Below are 17,742 nucleotides of genomic sequence, written 5' to 3'. Positions count from 1 at the left end.
TGGTGGCCGACGCGTGCGCGCATCGGGCGTCGGAGTGCGACCCCGATGTTGAGGTGTTGTCCAACGGCGGAGAGCAGCCGTGCCTCGTTGTATGAGTCGACCCGGCGCACGACGGCGTGCTCGACTTACGAGCAAGGCTTCCGCCTCGCCGCGTAGCAAGAATGTGTCCCGCCGGGATTCCTGCTTCGGTCGGGAGGCTGACGGGGAGCGCGACGAGTCGGTCCTCTCGATGACCGGTTCGCTGAGGAGTGCGAATCCCTCGGGTTCCTTCGGAAGGAGGGGGCACCGGCGTGCGCCGCGGTGGGCGCGCGGCGAGGATGGTTCGGTGTCACCCGATCGGCACGGACGCGCGACCTCGATCGCGGAGCCGACGCAGGTCCGCGTCGATGTCCTCGAAGAGGTGGGTGACGGTGTCGACGGACGCGGTGGGGACGGTGCCGTCGCCGGGGCCGTCGGGGAGACTGTCCGAGGCGACGGGCGCGGAGCCGAAGCAGGCGATCGACGAGAGGCGCCAAGGGTCGTCCTGCTGCGGGACGGCGACGCGCACGCGCAGAGACCATGCCCCCGGTGGTGTCGACCTCGCCGTCCAGCGGTATGGCTGACTTGCCGTTGGATCTCGTGGGCAGCAGGCCGGTTGAGGTATTTGTGGGCTCCCTTCGGCGCACCCTTGTGCGGCAATTGCATAAATCGGGTGTCCTGTTCGGCTGCGCACTGGACTGAGCGCCACCCAACGCGGATGAGCCTCGCCGCGAGACCAGCGCACCTTCTCTTCCCTGTTCCATGGATGTTGTTCGACTTCGCCGTGCCGTAGGGGCTGCCGTGCCCCTGCTTGCCGCCGGCGACGACGACATCCTGTCGTCAATCCAGAGGACTGCAACTCCATGGACCCGTATCCGCGTTCAGCGTTCCTCGGCGCAATCGGGATCACGCGTGAGGGCTGAAGGGCGATGTTGCAGCTTGCGAACGGCGGCGGAGTGCTGCCCGCGGGCAGCGATACTCGATCAATACGTCGCAGGCGGAAGGAAGTTCGACGTCGGGGCACGACGGTCACGAGTCGGCTCCGAGCGTAAGGCAGTTCGCGTTCGGGCGCTACGGATCCGCTCCTTCGCGGCGAGGTTCGCCGCCACCGGTCCGGGACGACGCAGTTCCAACGACGGTCGTGGGCTTGGGTTATGGGGGCGTCCCGATACTCCCCTCGTTAGGATTGTCATCATGCCGTCCGAAAAGTAGGGCCGGCTCCGGCTGTTGTCGACACGGGTGACCTTGAGGGATCGACGCTCCACATCTCCGGTAAGTGTGCAGCTCTTCTGTTTTCCGTCAATGTTCATCTTGATACTCGGCCCGGGGTCATGCCGGGCAGGAAGCAGTTGGATCTTGAGCGATCAGATGTTGTCGCGGGGTTCGGATGCCTTGGTGATTCAAACGGTACTGGAGCAATCGACCCGCACCCTGGAGACCTATCGCGTGGATCCCGGCCTCGTGCAGGAGCACGCCAACGGCGAGCTGCGGATCACGCAGGGCGGATACGGCGAGCGTCAGTTGTTCGAACTCGTTCAAAACGGCGCCGATGAGATCGCCAATGAACCCGGCGGCCGCCTGGCCGTGGTGCTGACCGACGACACGCTCTACTGCGCCAACCAGGGCACTCCGGTCACCCCGGAAGGCGCCGACACGATCCTGCGTATGAGTGTCTCCCGCAAGCGCGGCGGCCAGATCGGCCGCTTCGGCGTCGGCGTGAAGTCAGTGCTGTCGGTGACCGACGCGCCCCAGTTCTTCAGCGCCGGCGGATGCTTCGGCTTCGACCGGGCCTGGTCCACGGACCGGATCGCCGAGGCTCTTGGACTCCAGCAGCCCCTCGACATGGACACCCCGGTGCTCCGGATGGCCCGTCCCCTCGACCGAGAGGAGGAGCTCGACAAGGACAACGTCCTGCGGGAGCTCCTGGCCTGGGCGACCACCGTGGTCAAACTCCCCCTGCTGCCGGGGGCTGCCGAGCGCTTGGGGCACGACATCACCGGCTTCAAGCACAGCGACGGTCACCAGACCGACGCCTTCCCTTCCGGCTTCCAGATCTTTTCCTCACACGTCGGCGAAGTGCTGCTGGAGGACCGGCGTCGGCTCCCCATCCAGCGCCGCAAGCTGACGGTGCAGGTCTCCGGTGAGCGGCGGGTCATCCGTGAGGTCGGCACGGGGATCAAGGAGACGGTGAGCGAGTGGAACGTCTTCACGGTTGCCCACGAGCCCACCACTGAGGCCCGTGGTAGCGCCGGCGAACTGCACGACCGCAGCGTCATCAATGTCTCATGGGCGGTTCCCGCCTACGTCGAGAAGGACGGGTTGCTGACGGTGCCCCTTGGGCGCGGCCAGTTCTGGTCCTACTTCCCCACCAAGTACCCGGTCTCCGTGACGGGTTATTTGAACGCGGCGTGGAAGACCAACGAGGACCGGCAGAACCTCCTCGACGGCAGCGCCTTCAACCGTGAACTGCTCCGGGTCGCGGCCCGTGTGGTGGTCTCCTCCCTGCCCCGGTTGTCCCGCAAGGAGGATCCCGCCGCCTGCCTGCCGCTCCTGCCCGGCCGCTCCAGGGAAGCCGTGAACTGGGCGGAGGAGTACTTCATCCGCCACGTCTGGGAGGCCGCCGCGCAGCTGCCGTCCCTGCCCGACCAGGACGGCGTGCTCCGCGTCCCCCGGGACCTGCACATCCACCCCGAGAAGCTGCAGCCGGAATGGCTGCGCATCTGGGCCGAGTACCCTGGTCGCCCGCGCGACTGGGTGCACCCCTCGGTCGATGCCAACCCGCTGCGCCACGGCAAGATGGAGCACATCCTGTCGGCGGCCAGGAAGTCGCCGGAAGGCGTCCGCACCTGGCTGGAGGCACTGGTCTCGGACGGCACCGCCGAGTCGTCCGCTCACGCGATCCGCATCCTCGCAGCGATGGTGGAGCGCAACGGCGATCAGGAGACGCTGGAGGCCGCGCGCAGCGCCCGCATCGTGCTGACCGACGCCCACGGAATGGTGGCCCCGGTCGCAGGCAAGGTCTTCCACCGCACCGGTGCCGACGAGCTCCGCGACGACATGGTCTACGTGCACACGGCCATCTCCGAACGGATGGAGATGCAGCGCCACCTGCACACCGTCGGCATCCGGATCGCCGATGCCCACGGCCGCTTCCAGGGCGTGCTCGACCAGGGTTTCGGAGGCTACACCCCGCAACTGTGGACCCAGTTCTGGATGCTGCTGCGCAGCGCGGGCGGCAACGCCCAGGTAGACCGCATCCGCAGCCGCTACCCGGACGCTCGTGCCGTGCTTCACGTCCGCACGGTCGACGGACGCTTCCGACCCATGGCCTCGTGCCTGCTGCCGGGAGTCGTCGTGCCCGGGGACCGCAGTAGGGACGCCTCGATCGCCGTGGACATGGACTTCCACGGCGCGGACACCGCGATGTTCCGCGATCTCGGCCTGGTCGACCGGCCCGTCGTCGCTCACGACCCGAAGCAGCAGTCCTGGTTCGAGGAGTACCGGCAGGCGGTGCACAACCACTACCTGCGCCTGCTCGCCCCGGACGCCCCGCGGACGAACATCAGCCGGCTCGTCCTGGAGGGGCCCCACCGGCCGGCCCCTTGGACCTGCTGCCGCGCCTCTCAGAGGAGGGCCGCGCCGCGTTCGTCGCCGCGATCCCGGACGTCGGTGTGGTCGAGAGCTGGACCCGTGCCTACAGCGCCTCCGCCAACGGCCGTACCGAAGTGGCCTCCCCGCTGCGCTGGATGCTCGGCAGGCACGGCCTGGTGCGCACCTCGCTGGGTCTGACCTCCGTGCGCGAGGCGGTCGGCCCGCAGCTCAAGGCGTACGCGCAGGTGCTCCCCGTCGTCATCGACATCTCCGAGTCGAAGGCCCGAAAGCTGCGCATGCCGGCCACCCCGGAGGAAGTGCCGGCGAAGCGTTGGCACGCTCTGCTGAGCCGGGTGCTGGTCAGCGAGGACGACGCCTTCATCGGTCACGCCTACGCCCTGATGCTGCGTGTCGGCATGGAGTTCCCCGAGGGCATCCTGACTCGCTGCCGCGTGGGTGAGTCCTGGGGCGTCCGTCCCGACACGGAGATCGTCGTGGCAACATCCGCGGCAGCCTTCGGCGAACTCGTCCGCGAGCAGCTCCCGGCCCTCCTGGTCACGGACAGGGCCGATGCCGCGGCCGCGGCCCAGATGATCGAACAGTGGGGGATGCTCAAGGTCGAGGACGTTATCAGCAAGCAGATCCGCAAGGCCGGGACGACCCGACCGACACTGCTTGTCGACGAGTTCTCTCCGCTGCGTCAGCGCCTTGGCAAGTCGGTGGAGAACCGGAAGGTCCAGCGCTGCGGTGAGCTGGAGCAGGAAATCCGCACGCCGCGTGGCGTGGAGCTGAAGCCGCTGTCCTCGGCCCGCAACGGGTCGACCCTGCTGGTGCTCGACACGCTCTCCCCATTCGACGTCCTGACGGCCGCCGACCGGGAGTTCGGTTGGCAACTCGGCCCCCAGGGCTGCAAAAGCGTGCTGGACCTCCAGGCACGTCAGGAGCAGGACCGGAAGACCCGCGCTCGACTACGGCAGATCGCCGAGGCCGAGAGCGTCATCGACAAGATCGCCCTGTTGATCGGCGAGGAGGAACTGCGCAGCGAGCTGCCCCCGGGCCTTCTGGACAGTGAGGTCGCCGAGCGTGACGGTGAGCAGCCGGATGCCCGGCGAATCGCCGAACTGGCCTTCAATTCCCACGGTGAGGAGATTCTCCGCATCCACAGCCGGGACCTGGCTCTCGCGTTCCCCGGCAACGCGCCGAGCAGCTTCACCGGCGATGCCAAGGCACTGAAGTTCGTCACCGACCTCGGGCTCCCCGACTCGTTCGCCGGCTCCCGGGTGCCGCCGCTGGAGGCGCGCATCCAGGTGGAGGGCCCATCCGAGTTCCCCGCCCTGCACGAATACCAGGAACAGCTGGCACAGGCACTCCAGCGGCTGCTGGACAACCCGGTGCCGCAGCGCGGGATGCTGTCCATCCCGACCGGCGCCGGCAAGACGCGCGTCACCTCCGAGGCCGTGATTCGGTGGATCCGAAACCGTGGCGAGCTTCCCGGGCCGGTGCTGTGGATCGCGGAGAGCGAGGAACTGTGCGAGCAGGCCGTGCAGAGCTGGCGGTTCGTCTGGTCCAAGGTGGGGGCAGAGATGCCGCTGGTCATCAGCCGCCTCTGGTCCTCGAACGAGGCCGCCCCGGTGACGGGTGAGCCGCACCTGGTCGTTGCCACGGACGCGAAACTGCAGAGCGTGCTCGGCCACGAGGACTACGCCTGGTTGCGGAACGCCGCACTGGTCATCGTCGACGAGGCGCACCGGGCCACCTCCCCCCGTTACAGCGAAATCTTCGAGCACCTTGGCGTCAACCCGCCGATGACGCGTCGCCACCTGGTAGGCCTGACGGCCACCCCCTACCGCAACAACGAGGACCTGACCCTGCGTTTGGTGCGCCGCTTCGGCACTCGCCTCGACCTCGACGTCTTCGCCGGCGACCAGAACGAGGCCATCCGACTACTCCAAGACCTCGGCGTCCTGGCCCGTGTCAAGCACCGCGAGCTCCTGGGGGCCGAGATTCGGCTGAGTTCCGACGAGGTCTCCAGCTCGGAGAAGTTCGGCGTGCTGCCCAAGCGTGCCGAGCAGCGCCTCGCCGAGGACCAGGACCGCAACCTGCGCATCATCGACGAGATCGAGAACCTGCCGACGGACTGGCCGATCCTCGTCTTCGCCACCTCGGTTGCACACGCCAAGTTCCTGGCCGCCAAACTGAACGACCGGCAGATCCGCGCTGCAGCCATCGACTCGGCAACGCCTGTGCCCGAGCGCCGCAAGCGCATCGAGGACTTCCGCAAGGGCCGTATCAAGGTGCTCACCAACTACGGAGTCCTCGCTCAGGGCTTCGACGCCCCCGCCACCCGTGCGGTCGTCGTCGCCCGTCCCACTTACAGTCCGAACATCTATCAGCAGATGATCGGCCGCGGTCTGCGAGGACCGAAGAACAATGGCACGTCGACCTGCCTGATCCTCAACGTTCGTGACAACGTGATCAACTACCAGGGCGAGCTGGCCTTCACCAGGTTCGACCACCTGTGGAACGAGGAAAGGTGACCGAGCCGCAGCACACACTCACCCCGGCGCAGCGGTCCGTCGTCGACCAGCCGTGGAACACCCGCACCCTGGTCACGGCGGGCGCCGGCGCCGGCAAGACGCACACCCTGGTCTGCCGGCTGAAAGCGCTGGTCGAACGGGAGGAGTTGGAGGCGCACGAGATCCTCGTCCTCAGCTTCTCCCGGGCCGCGGTGCGCGAGCTGCGCGAGCAGGTCGAGAGCCGAGCCGACGCGGCCCGTCGGGTGCGCGCCCAGACCTTCGACTCATGGGCGGCCACCCTGCTGCGTCGGGCGTATCCGGACCGCGACTGGTCGGGGACCACCTTCGACCAGCGCATCAGGGCCGCCACCGAGGGCATCGAGAGGGGCGCGGTCGAGGCGGGCGAGTTCGGCGCCCCGGCCCACGTACTGATCGACGAGGTCCAGGACCTTGTCGGGGTGCGGCGTGAGATGGTCGAGGCGCTCCTCGACCGCTTTCAGGAACAGAGCGGCTTCACCGTGGTCGGGGACGGCGCCCAAGCCGTCTACGGCTTCCAGGTCACGGACTCCGACCAGCGGGCGCAGGAGACGAACTACTTCTTCGACTGGATCCGTGGCTCGTTCGCCGAGGACCTGGTCGAGATCCACCTCGGCGACAACTTTCGAGCCCGCACCGAGCAGGCCCGGGTCGCCCTTCCTTACGGCCCTCGGTTGCAGCGGCCGGCCACCGAGTGGGAGCCGACCGAGGCGCAGGCCGAGCAGATTTACCGGGAGCTGCGACTCCTGCTCGACGAGGCTCCCCACTTCGGCACGCTGGACGATGCCTTCGTCCTGGACTCGCTCCGGTACTTCGACGGATCGACCGCGATCCTGTGCCGGGACAACGGTCAGGCGCTCTCCGTCAGCCAGACCCTGCACGCGGCCCGCGTGGACCACCGGCTCCAGCGCTCCGTCCGAGATCGTCCCGCTCCCGCGTGGATCGCCGGCCTACTCGCCGCCACCGATGCGGCGGACCTCTCCGAGGAACGCTTCGCCGAACTGGTCGCCGACCTCGACCCCCGGCCGGATCTGGATCCGTCCATGCTCGCGCGAGCGGTACGGCGGGTCACCGGCAAGCGGCGTGGCCGGGTCGAGCCCGCTGCGCTGCGCCTGGCTGTGGCGGAGGGACGGCTCCCCGACGAGCTCACGGCTACCGAACGGGCGTCGCTGGTCGTCTCGTCGGTGCACCGTGCCAAGGGCCTGGAGTTCGATCGCGTCCTGGTCGTGGAGCCGGTGGAGCTGAGACGTCCGAAGGACGTGGCCAAGAAGAAGGCCGACTACGACCCGGCTGCGGAAGCCTGCCTCCTCTACGTCGCCATGACCCGGCCTCGCGACGACCTCTACCGACTCGACCGGCCCAACACCTGGCTGGTCCGCAAGGACAGGCGTCTGGACCGTTGGTACATCGGAGGCAGCCGATCGTGGGCCCGCAACGGCATCGAGGCACTCGGCCCCGACGTCTGCCGCGCGCACCCGCCGGGCGTGCGAAGTATCGCAGCCGACCCCGTCGAGATTCAGCAACACCTCGCCCACGGGGTCCACTCCGGCGATGCCGTCGAGCTGTCCCTGCTCCACCGCCTGCCCGAGGGCGAGGACCAGACGCCGCCGTATGCGGTCCTCCATGACGATCGCCCCGTCGGCGAGGTGTCGGAGACATTCCGTCGCGCCCTGCACCTGATGCTCAGCCGCGACGGCAGTCGGTCCGAGTACAACGTCCCCGGCCGGATCACCGGTCTTCACATCGACTGCGTCGAAACCGTCGCGGGCAGCGATGTCGCGACCGAGCGTGCCGGTCTCGGCAGCTCGGGAGTCTGGCTCGCGCCCCGCCTCAGCGGCCTTGGCCGCTTCGACTGGACCGACCCGTTCGACGACTCCAACACGGAGCGACTTCCCTCATGAGCCCCTCCATCCACGACTACTACGCCCTGCGCGATCGGCTCGGTGCCGCCCTCCGTCTGGACCTCCTCGGTCCCGTCGGTGGTGAGGAGGAGATCCTCAAGGACGACGCGCCGGTGACGATGTATCCGGTCGGCGTGCTTTTCCCTCAGGAGACGCCCGAGGTTGCCCGCGGCAACCGAGACGGCCACGAGGCCGACGGAGACGACTCTCCCACCCTCGTCCGCGGCGGCGACGGCGAGGAGGACGCCGTCGAGCGCGGCGTCTCGCTCGCCAACATTCGGCGGCCCTCCTCCATGGGGCTCACCTTCGCCGTGGACCCCACGGTGGCGGAGCGGATCGTGCTACAGACCACGGCCGCCGTCTACCGTCCCGAGGACGCCGAGGGCAACCCCGTCGCGGCCTTGCGCGTCGAGGCCCGCAGCACCCGGGAACAGCGCGAGCGCTGGCGCCGGATCCCGCTCGACCTGGCCGACGTCGAGGTGGACGTGACGACGCCGGCCACGGTCCGACAGCCCCTCGCAGAGGGACTGGAACTCCGGGTCCTGGTACGTCCCAGAGGCGAGCACGGCGCCGTGACCGTCACCGCCACGCTGATCAACACCCGCACGCTCGGCGCCCGGGCGCTGAAGGACGCCGCCTGCTACTACCAGTCCATCCTCCGGGTCCGGGCACTCACGACCGGCGCCGAGCCCTTCGTCGAGCGTCGTGCCTCCTCCGGCAGCCACGACCGGGAGTTGATGCTCAGCCGGTTGCTCCACCGGCACGCCCCCGGTTTCGCCACCGGCCACGGTTGCGCGGCAGCCTGGGACTGGACGCCTCCGCCGATCGGTGCCACGACCACCGGGCGCGCCGCCGTCGCAGAGGTCCGAACCGAGTTCGTGCCAACTCACGAGGTGCTGCTGACCGACTCGAACCGAGGCATCGCCGTCGATGCGCTCTCCATGCGAAGTCTCGGCGACGCCGACCCGAAGGTGGTGGTGGACGCGCTCGGCACGCTCCTCGACGGCTACCGGGCCTGGATCGGCGAACGCAAGGCCGAGGCGGAGACCCTGGCCGGCACCGAGTACGAGGCCGCCGCGCAGGAGCGGATCGAGGCGTGCGAGACGGCGCTCACCCGCATGAGCGTGGGCGTCACGCTGCTCTCCGAGCCCGCGCACGCCCACGCGATGCGGGCGTTCCAGCTGGCCACCCGCGCCATGGCCGAGCAGCGCGCCCGCACGTCCTGGGTTAAGGCGGGCAAGCCCGCCGCCGGACCGGATGAAGGCAAGGAGTACTGGCGACCCTTCCAGATCTGCTTCCTGCTGCTCTGCCTGCAGGGCATCGTCGAGGACGATCATCCCGATCGCGATGTCGCCGACCTGCTCTGGTTCCCCACCGGTGGTGGCAAGACCGAGGCATACCTCGGCCTGATCGCCTTCACCACGTTCCTGCGCCGTCTCAAGGACCCCGTGCACGGCGGCGGTGTCACCGTGCTGATGCGGTACACCTTGCGACTGCTGACGCTCCAGCAGTTCGAGCGCGCCACCGCACTGATCTGCGCCATGGAGCTGATCCGCTCCCGCAATGAGGACGAGCTGGGACGGGAGGGCATCTCCATCGGCATGTGGGTGGGGAAGTCGGCGACCCCGAATGACCTGGTGACGGCCGGCGAGAAGCTGGATGCCTTACGCACCGGCGGACGTTCGCTCGACAAGGAGAACCCGGTCCAGCTCCAGGCATGCCCCTGGTGCGGCAGCCGCCTCGACGCCTCTAACTACGAGGCCGCGCCGGAACGCGACCGCATGTACATCCACTGCCCGGACGCGGACTGCGCGTTCCACCGCGGCGACGGACTCCCAGTGCACCTGGTCGACGACTCCGTCTATGCCGCACACCCGACGCTGATCATCGCCACCGTCGACAAGTTCGCCTCCATGCCGTGGCGGGATCGGACGGCCGCGCTGTTCAACCGCGATCTGGAGGAGACCAGGCCGCCGGAGCTGATCGTTCAGGACGAACTCCACCTCATTTCCGGCCCGCTCGGCACCCTGACCGGGCTCTACGAGACTGCGGTGGACATCCTGGCGAATCGGCCCAAGGTGATCGCGTCCACGGCGACCATCCGGCGCGCCGACGAGCAGGGCCTGCACCTCTTCAACCGCGAGGTCTGCCAGTTCCCGCCGGCCGGACTCGACTCCCGTGACTCCTGGTTCGCGGTCGAGGCCTCCCGCGAGGACAAGGCCACCCGCCGGTACATCGGCTTGTTGACCTCCAGCACCAGCCAGTCCACCCTGCTGATCCGTACCTACGCCGCCCTGCTGCACCAGGTCCAGCTCGGCGACGCCGACGACGAGGTCAAGGACGCCTACTGGACCCTCGTCGGCTACTTCAACAGCCTGCGGCTGTTGTCCGCCGCCGAACTCCAGGTCTTCGATGACGTGCAGGATCGGATGGAGCAACTCGCCGCCCGCGACGGCATCGAAAAGCCCCGCCACCCCGAGGCGGTGACGGAGCTGAGCAGCAGGGCCAGCGCGAGCGACATCCCCAGGCGCCTCAAGGACATCGAGCGCAGGTTCCCGTCCCCGGACACCACCGACGTCCTGCTCGCCACGAACATGATCTCCGTCGGAGTCGACGTCGACCGCCTCGGCCTGATGGCGGTCATGGGCCAGCCGCAGACCACCGCCGAGTACATCCAGGCGACCAGCCGGGTCGGCCGACGCCATCCGGGCCTGGTTGCAGTCATGCTCAACTCGACTCGTTCCCGGGACCGTTCGCACTACGAGAGCTTCCAGCACTTCCACTCCGCCCTCTACCGAGAGGTCGAGTCCACCAGCGTCACGCCCTTCTCGGCGCGTGCCCGCGACCGCGGCCTGCACGCCGTGATCGTGGCCCTGGCGCGGTTGATGGTCCCGGGTGCGCGCGACAATGCGGCGGCGGCCCGGATCGAGGACTACGTCGACGAGGTCAACGGCGCCGTTCGCGCCGCGCTGCTGGAGCGGGTCGGGAGCGTTGCGCCCCAGGAACACGAGGCCACCGCCGCCGCCTTCGACGAGTTCGTCGACTGGTGGCGCGAGGCCGCAGCCGTCGATCCGAACCTGCTCTACGAGGCCCACGCCAGGAGTGGCAGGACCGCTCTCCTCAGTACCTTCGACAACGACCTCCCGGAGGGTCGCACGGGCTGGCCCACGCTGTGGAGCCTGCGCGACGTGGACGCCTCCTCGAGCTTCTTCCTGGAGAAGCGATGACCCCGCCGTCCCCTCGCAAGCGAGGAACCGTCCGACTCGGCGCGCCGATCACACGCCTGCGCAAGCTCGGCGAGATCCGCCGCGCCCAGGCCGTCACCACCTACGGCGTCGGCTCCCTGATCGCGGTCGACAACGAGTCCTTCGTGATCGCCGGGCTCGACACCTGGGACGTCAGCCGGACCCGGAGCCTCTGGGAGCCCCGCCTCACCAGGGTGACGGGTGTCCACGAGTTCAAACTGCCGCCCGCCGGCGACCCGGAGGACGCCCGTGACGGGGTGCGGGCCGTCCGGTTCCCGCAGTTGTACTCGTGCCCGGAGTGCCGGGAGCTGCAGTACTACGCGAAATTCAACGCGCCGAAGGACAAGGCGGTCTGCGGCGCCTGTGAACGGGACCTCGTCCCGTCCCGATTCGTGATGGCCTGCGTCAACGGCCACCTCGACGACTTCCCGTACTGGAAGTGGGTCCACCGTTCCTCCTCCTACGAGCCGGGCGAGGCCGGCTCGGGGGGCCGGTGCGGCGGCAAGCTGCGCCTGCGCGCCGAAGGCTCCACGGCCTCCCTCCGCGGTGTCGTCATCGGCTGTACCTGCGGCACCAAGGAGGTGTCCATGGAGGGAGCCTTCCGCAGCCAGGCGCTCCGCGACCTCGGCATCCGGTGCACCGGACGTCGCCCCTGGCTCAAGGACGCCCCCGTCCAGCAGTGCGGCGAGCCGCCACGCACCCTCCAGCGCGGTTCCTTCACCGTGTGGTACCCGGTGGTCCACTCCGCCCTGTCCATCCCACCGTGGAGCGACGGCGTGCTCAAGGCCCTCGGCCCCCACTGGAGCAACATCCAGGACGGGGCCGAGGCCGACATCCGCACCTACCTGAGGATGGTGAAGTTCGAGGAGAAGAACCGGGGGCTGACCGTCGACGACGCGGTCGCCGCCGTACTGCGGGTCCGTGAAGCGGAGGCGGAGCAGCCGACCGAGGAGCACGCCACGCTGTCGCCGCGCGATCTCCTCTACCGGGAGGAGTACCGGACCCTCCAACGTGAGCGTCCGGAGGGCCGGCGGGACGAGCTCCAGGACTTCGTCTGCGAGCGGCCCGGCGGTGACCGGACGCCGGACGGCATCGGACAGGTCATGCTGGTCAAGCGGGTCCGTGAGATCCGCGCGTTGCACTCCTTCACCCGGGTCGAGGAGCCGGCCGTCGGCGATCCCGCGAGCAGTTCCCGCCGGGCCGCGCTCGCCCTCCGGAAGCCGGACTGGCTGCCCGCCATCGAGGTCAGCGGGGAGGGCGTCTTCGTCCGCCTCGACCCGGAACGTCTCGCCGCCTGGGAGCGGCGACCCCAGCCGCAGGAGCGCGCGGAGCGCGTTCGACTCAACCACGAGGCGCTACTCCGGGAGCGCTACGCCAACTCCGACCGGCCCGTCCCGCCGTCCCCGGTCTCCCCCCGCCACCTGGCGGTGCACACGCTCGCGCACCTGCTCATCAACGAGTGGAGCCTCGACGGCGGCTACCCGACCGCGTCCCTGCGCGAGCGCCTGTACATCGGCGACGAGATGGCCGGCTTCCTCATCTATACGGCGACCAGCGACTCCGCAGGAAGTCTCGGTGGCATCGTCGCCCAGGGTGAACCTGAGCGCCTCGCCTCCTCGCTGGAGTCCGCGCTGCTCCGCGCCTCGTGGTGCTCCAACGACCCCCTCTGCTCCGAGACAGCGGCGAGCGGCGCCGACAGCCTCAACCTCGCGGCCTGCCACGCCTGCGTCCTGCTTCCCGAGACCAGTTGCGAGACGAACAACGCCTTCCTCGACCGGATCGCCCTCGTCGGCACGCCGGACGGGGTGGTGCCCGGCCTGTTCTGACGTCAAAGGATCCGTTCAGGTGGAGTGGTTGGGGGTATGGGTCAACTCCCCTCGGACACAAGCGGTACACCCGCAGACGGTGATGGTCGAGTTTCGGCCATCACCGTTTGTGATTTCGTCGCCGTCGGCCACGAGCGCGCCGCCGACACCGGCTCCGCGTGCCCGGCCGGGCTGCGCACGAGCCGGCGTCGGTGCCTACGGCCACGCCTGCCACGCGGCGGTGATGACCGCACCCGGCACCCGGGACCGGCATGAGTCGGTCGCCGACGAGGGCTCGACGCAGAGCGACGAAGACGGATCGCGAGTCAGCCCGCGCTGCCGCATCGTTCGGTGTCGATCTCCCGCAGGGTGGCCTCGTTGTAGCGGGCGCCGTGTACGGTCGCGGCGTTCAGTACCTCTCCTGCCGCACGCAGGGCCTGGCCGGGCAGGTCGAGGTCGAGGACCGACATGTTCTCGTGCAGGTGGTCGACGGACCGAGTGCCCGGGATGGCGATTACGTGCTCGCCACGCGACAGCACCCACGCAAGCGCGAGTTGGGCCTGCGTGCAGCCGGCGTCACGGGCGATCTTTTCGAGCCGAGTGCGCAGACGCAGGTTCGCGGGATAGTTCGCCTCGTGGAAGCGCGGCATGTTCCGCCGGATGTCCTGCTCCACCAGCGTCGCGGGGTCCGGCGCGTCGTTGGTGAGGAAGCCGCGGGCCAGCGGACTGAAGGCCACGAGGGCGACGCCGAGCTCCGCCGTTGCGGCGAGCGTCCCCTGCTCGGGGTTGCGGGACCACAGGCTGTACTCGTTCTGCAGCGCCGCGATCGGGTGTACGCGGTGCGCCCGGCGCAGCGTCGCGGCCGAGACCTCGGACAGCCCGATCGTGCGCACCTTCCCGGACTCGACGAGCTCGGCCATCGCCCCGACACTGTCCTCGATCGGAACCCCCGGGTCGAGGCGGTGCAGGTAGTACAGGTCGATGACGTCGGTCTTGAGCCGGGTCAGCGCTTCGTCGGCGGTGCGCCGGATGGTCCGAGGGCGGCCGTCGATGACGCGCCGGCCGTCGACACCGGTCATGCCGCACTTGCTTGCCAGTACGATCCGGTCCCGGTGGCCGGCGAGTGCCCGACCGACCAACTCCTCGTTGGTGCCGAAGCCGTAGAGGGCGGCCGTGTCGAAGAGCGTGACGCCCTCCCGCTCCACCGCCGTGCGCAGCAGGCGCTCGGCGTTCGCCGGGGTCGGGGGGACGCCATAGGCGTGGCTGACGTTCATGCAGCCCAGGCCGATCGCCGGGACCTCGAACGGACCGATCCGGCGGGGTGCGCGGCCGAGGCCCGCGGCGGGTGTTGCGGTCACGACTTCGAGGCAGCGGCAAGCTGCTCTTCGAGGGCGGCCAGGGTTCGGTAGCAGGGCATGACCTGGGCGATGGACGAGTTCGGCTCGCGGCCCTCGCGGATCGCGGCGACGAACTCGCGGTCCTGTAGCTCGATGCCGTCCATCGACACGTCGACCGCGCTCACGTCGATCGGCTCGTCCTTGCCGTCGACCAGGTCGTCGTACCGCGCGAGGTAGGTGCCGGTGTCGCCGATGTAGCGGAAGAACGTGCCGAGCGGACCGTCGTTGTTGAAGGACAGCGACAGGGTGCAGATCGCGCCGCTTTGCGCGCGCAGCTGGATCGACATGTCCATCGCGATGCCGAGCTCGGGGTGGATCGGCCCCTGGATGGCGTTGGCCCGCACGATCGGCGACCCGGTTTGGTACGCGAACAGGTCGACGGTGTGCGCGGCGTGGTGCCACAGCAGGTGGTCGGTCCAGGACCGCGGCCGGCCCAGCGCGTTGAGGTTCTCGCGGCGGAAGAAGTAGGTCTGCACGTCCATCTGCTGGATGTTGTACTCGCCGGCCCGGATCCGCTGCCGCACCCACTGGTGGCTGGGGTTGAAGCGCCGCGTGTGCCCGACCATGGCGACGAGTCCGGTGCGCTCCTGCGCCGCCAGGCACGCCTCGGCGTCGGCGAGCGAGTCGGCCAACGGGATCTCGACCTGGACGTGCTTGCCCGCCTCCAGGCAGGCGATCGTCTGCTCGGCGTGCATCTGCGTGGGGGTGGCGAGGATGACGGCGTCGACGTCGTCCATCGCCAGCACCTCGTCCAGGCCGGCGACGCCGCGGCCCACGCCCTGCTCCGCGGCGAACGTTCGGGCGCTTGCGAGGCTGCTGCTCGCGACGGCGGCCACCTCGACGCCCTTGATCCGCTTGAGGGCGGCCGCGTGCTTGGCACCGAAGGCGCCGCCCCCGACCAGGGCGATCCGGACGGTTTGGTCGTCGGTCATGTCACTCCTTCGCCGCAGGCGCCTCGGCCCGCGGGTGGTTCTCGAGGCTGTGGTTCTCAAGGCTGTGGTTCTCGAGGCTGTGGTTCTCGAGGATGAGGTGGCCGACGGCGGTGTTGGACGCCGGCACATGGTAGAAGCGGTGCTTGACCTCGACCTCTCCTGAGCCGTCGACGTCGCTCATCGCCCCGCGGGCGATCAGCCACATGATCAGCTCGATGCCTTCCGAGCCCGCCTCCTGGACGTACTCCAGGTGCGGCACCTGCGCCAGGGCGGCCGGGTTCTCGATCAGCCGGTCGAGAAAGGCGTTGTCCCACTCGCGGTTGATCAGGCCGGCGCGGGAGCCCTGGAGCTGGTGGCTCATGCCACCGGTACCCCAGACCTGGACGTTCAACGGCTTGTCGTAGGACTCGATCGCCTTGCGCAGCGACTGGCCGAGCCGGAAGCACCGGGCGCCCGAAGGCACCGGGTACTGCACGACGTTGACGTGGAAGGGGATCACCTTGCACGGCCACTTCTCGACGTTCCCGAACATCAGCGACAGCGGGACGGTCAGGCCGTGGTCGACGACCATCTCGTTGACGAGGGTGAGGTCGAAGTCGTCCGTGATGAGCGAATGCGCGATGTGTGCGGCCAGGTCGGGGTCGCCTTCGATGCCCGGAACCGGCCGGGGCCCGTAGCCCTCGTCGGCGGTGGGGTAGGCCGCACCGGTGCCGAGCACGAAGGTCGGGATGATCGACGCGTCGAACGCGGTGGCGTGGTCGTTGTAGACCAGGAAGACCACGTCGGGGACGTTCTCCCGCTCCCACTGCTTGGCGAACTCGTAGCCCTCGAAGACCGGTTGCCAGTAGGGCTCGTCGGTCTTGAGATGGTCCCACGCCGCGCCGATCGCCGGCACGTGTGAGGTGAAGACCGCGCTGGTGATCCTCGCGTGTTCGGTCGGCGATGCCGGATCGGCGTGCGCGGCTTCGAGGACGGCGTGGTCGAGCCGATTGCCCTCGACCGAGCGCCCGCCGCCGACCATCATGTCGCGGTATTGCTCCTCGGTCATGCCGGTCATCGAGCCGGCCATCTGCTGGAACGACAGCCCCAGCGCCGCGCCCCACTTGGCGAGGAAGTAGATGTTCCCGCCCTCGCGTATCGCGGCGTTGAGGTCGCGGCCGAGCAGCGCCTGCTTCTGCTCCTCCCGCAGCGGCCACTCGTCGAGGTAACCGCGCTCGTCGGCGAGGAATCGAGCGCGGTTCTCCGACTTCATCAGCGACATGCAGAACTGGTTGAGGTGATAGCCCTTGGCGGACTGCTCCGCGTCGAAGATGGTGGTCCCCGGGACCAGCTTGTAGGTCTTGTCCAGCGACATCGTCGGGTTCCTGTCGTCCGTTCGGGTCACTCGGCGTCCGGCCAATACAGGCGCATCGGATTGGCGACGAGGAGCTTGTGCCGGAGCTCCGGCGTCGCCGCGACATGCGGGATGAAGTCGACCAGCAGGCCGTCGTCGGGCATGTGGCCGGTGAGGTTCGGGTGCGGCCAGTCGGTGCCCCACAACACCCGGTCGGGGAACTCCTCCACCACGCGCCGGGCGAACGGGACGACGTCGCGGTAGGCGTTTTGCTCCCCGTCGAGGGCCGGGGGCCCGCTCACCGACAGCCGCTCCGGGCAGGTGACCTTGCACCAGATGTCGGGCCTCGCCCGGATGAAGTCCAAGAACGCCTCGAACTCCGGGCCGTGCGGGTCCTTGGTGACGTCGGGCCGGCCCATGTGGTCGATGACCAGCGGCACCGGGATCTCGAGGAAGAAGTCGCGCAGGTCGGCCAGGTCCGCCGCCTCGAAATAGATGACGACGTGCCAGCCGTACGGCTGGATCCGCTCGACGACGTCCCACAGGTCCTGCCGCGGTGCCGCGTCGACCAGCCGCTTGACGAAGTTGAACCGCACGCCGCGGACGCCGGCCCCGTGCAGCTCCCGCAGCTCCGCATCCGAGACCCCGGGCCGCACCGTCGCGACGCCCCGGGCCAGGCCCCCCGACGCCCGCAACGCGTCGACCATCGCGCTGTTGTCGAGGCCGTGGCAGGTGGCCTGGACCACGACGTTGCGGGTGAAGCCCAGATGGTCGCGCAGCGCGAAGAGCTGCTTCTTGGAGGCGTCGCAGGGGGTGTACTTGCGTTCGGGAGCGTACGGGAACTCCGCTCCCGGGCCGAAGACGTGGCAGTGCGCGTCGACGGCGCCCTCGGGCAGCCGGTACCGCGGCCGACCGGGACCGGCGTACCAGTCCAGCCAGCCGGGGGTCTTCTCGAAGGTCTTCGTCAT

At 69.2% G+C, this 17,742-nt stretch carries 10 protein-coding genes; 5 read left to right on the top strand and 5 right to left on the bottom strand.

What is annotated here, in order from left to right:
* Positions 1–328: 328 nt before the first annotated feature.
* Positions 329–547: a hypothetical protein gene (locus A3IC_RS0137610; protein WP_020555240.1), complete on the bottom strand. Its 219-nt coding sequence runs from the start codon at positions 545–547 to the stop codon at positions 329–331.
* A 749-nt stretch (positions 548–1,296) separates the two neighbouring features.
* Here A3IC_RS0137610 and A3IC_RS73185 point away from each other — a divergent pair.
* The 5 genes from A3IC_RS73185 to drmB are packed head-to-tail and all read left to right on the top strand — an operon-like array spanning position 1,297 to position 13,133.
* Positions 1,297–3,807: a sacsin N-terminal ATP-binding-like domain-containing protein gene (locus tag A3IC_RS73185; RefSeq protein WP_321184115.1), complete on the top strand. Its 2,511-nt coding sequence runs from the start codon at positions 1,297–1,299 to the stop codon at positions 3,805–3,807.
* Positions 3,690–6,146 (top strand): DEAD/DEAH box helicase, encoded by a 2,457-nt coding sequence (locus tag A3IC_RS73180; RefSeq protein WP_321184113.1) that lies wholly within the window; start codon positions 3,690–3,692, stop codon positions 6,144–6,146. Before A3IC_RS73185 ends, A3IC_RS73180 begins: the two co-directional genes overlap by 118 nt.
* Positions 6,143–8,062: a UvrD-helicase domain-containing protein gene (locus A3IC_RS0137600; protein WP_020555239.1), complete on the top strand. Its 1,920-nt coding sequence runs from the start codon at positions 6,143–6,145 to the stop codon at positions 8,060–8,062. The genes A3IC_RS73180 and A3IC_RS0137600 overlap by 4 nt, the downstream gene beginning before the upstream one ends.
* Positions 8,059–11,289: a helicase-related protein gene (locus tag A3IC_RS0137595; protein WP_020555238.1), complete on the top strand. Its 3,231-nt coding sequence runs from the start codon at positions 8,059–8,061 to the stop codon at positions 11,287–11,289. The genes A3IC_RS0137600 and A3IC_RS0137595 overlap by 4 nt, the downstream gene beginning before the upstream one ends.
* Positions 11,286–13,133: a DUF1998 domain-containing protein gene (drmB, locus tag A3IC_RS0137590; protein ID WP_020555237.1), complete on the top strand. Its 1,848-nt coding sequence runs from the start codon at positions 11,286–11,288 to the stop codon at positions 13,131–13,133. The genes A3IC_RS0137595 and drmB overlap by 4 nt, the downstream gene beginning before the upstream one ends.
* Positions 13,134–13,438: 305 nt before the next feature.
* On the opposite strand, the gene A3IC_RS0137585 is transcribed toward drmB, so the two are convergent.
* From A3IC_RS0137585 to A3IC_RS0137570, 4 genes are read right to left on the bottom strand one after another with little or no spacing between them, the layout of a single operon-like run.
* A complete protein-coding gene (locus A3IC_RS0137585) occupies positions 13,439–14,470 on the bottom strand; it encodes an aldo/keto reductase (protein ID WP_020555236.1) in 1,032 nt (343 codons plus the stop codon).
* Positions 14,467–15,441: a Gfo/Idh/MocA family oxidoreductase gene (locus A3IC_RS0137580; RefSeq protein ID WP_020555235.1), complete on the bottom strand. Its 975-nt coding sequence runs from the start codon at positions 15,439–15,441 to the stop codon at positions 14,467–14,469. The genes A3IC_RS0137585 and A3IC_RS0137580 overlap by 4 nt, the downstream gene beginning before the upstream one ends.
* Before the next feature lies 1 nt (position 15,442).
* Complete coding sequence (gene ligA / locus A3IC_RS63160) at positions 15,443–16,795, bottom strand: protocatechuate 4,5-dioxygenase subunit alpha (RefSeq protein ID WP_052174000.1); 1,353 nt, start codon at positions 16,793–16,795, stop codon at positions 15,443–15,445.
* A 26-nt stretch (positions 16,796–16,821) separates the two neighbouring features.
* On the bottom strand, positions 16,822–17,742 hold the full coding sequence (locus A3IC_RS0137570; RefSeq protein WP_020555233.1) for an amidohydrolase family protein: 921 nt from the start codon (positions 17,740–17,742) through the stop codon (positions 16,822–16,824).

The sequence above is a fragment of the Embleya scabrispora DSM 41855 genome (assembly GCF_000372745.1).
In the GTDB taxonomy this organism is placed as follows: domain Bacteria; phylum Actinomycetota; class Actinomycetes; order Streptomycetales; family Streptomycetaceae; genus Embleya; species Embleya scabrispora.
This window is presented reverse-complemented; position numbering and strand designations above follow the sequence as displayed.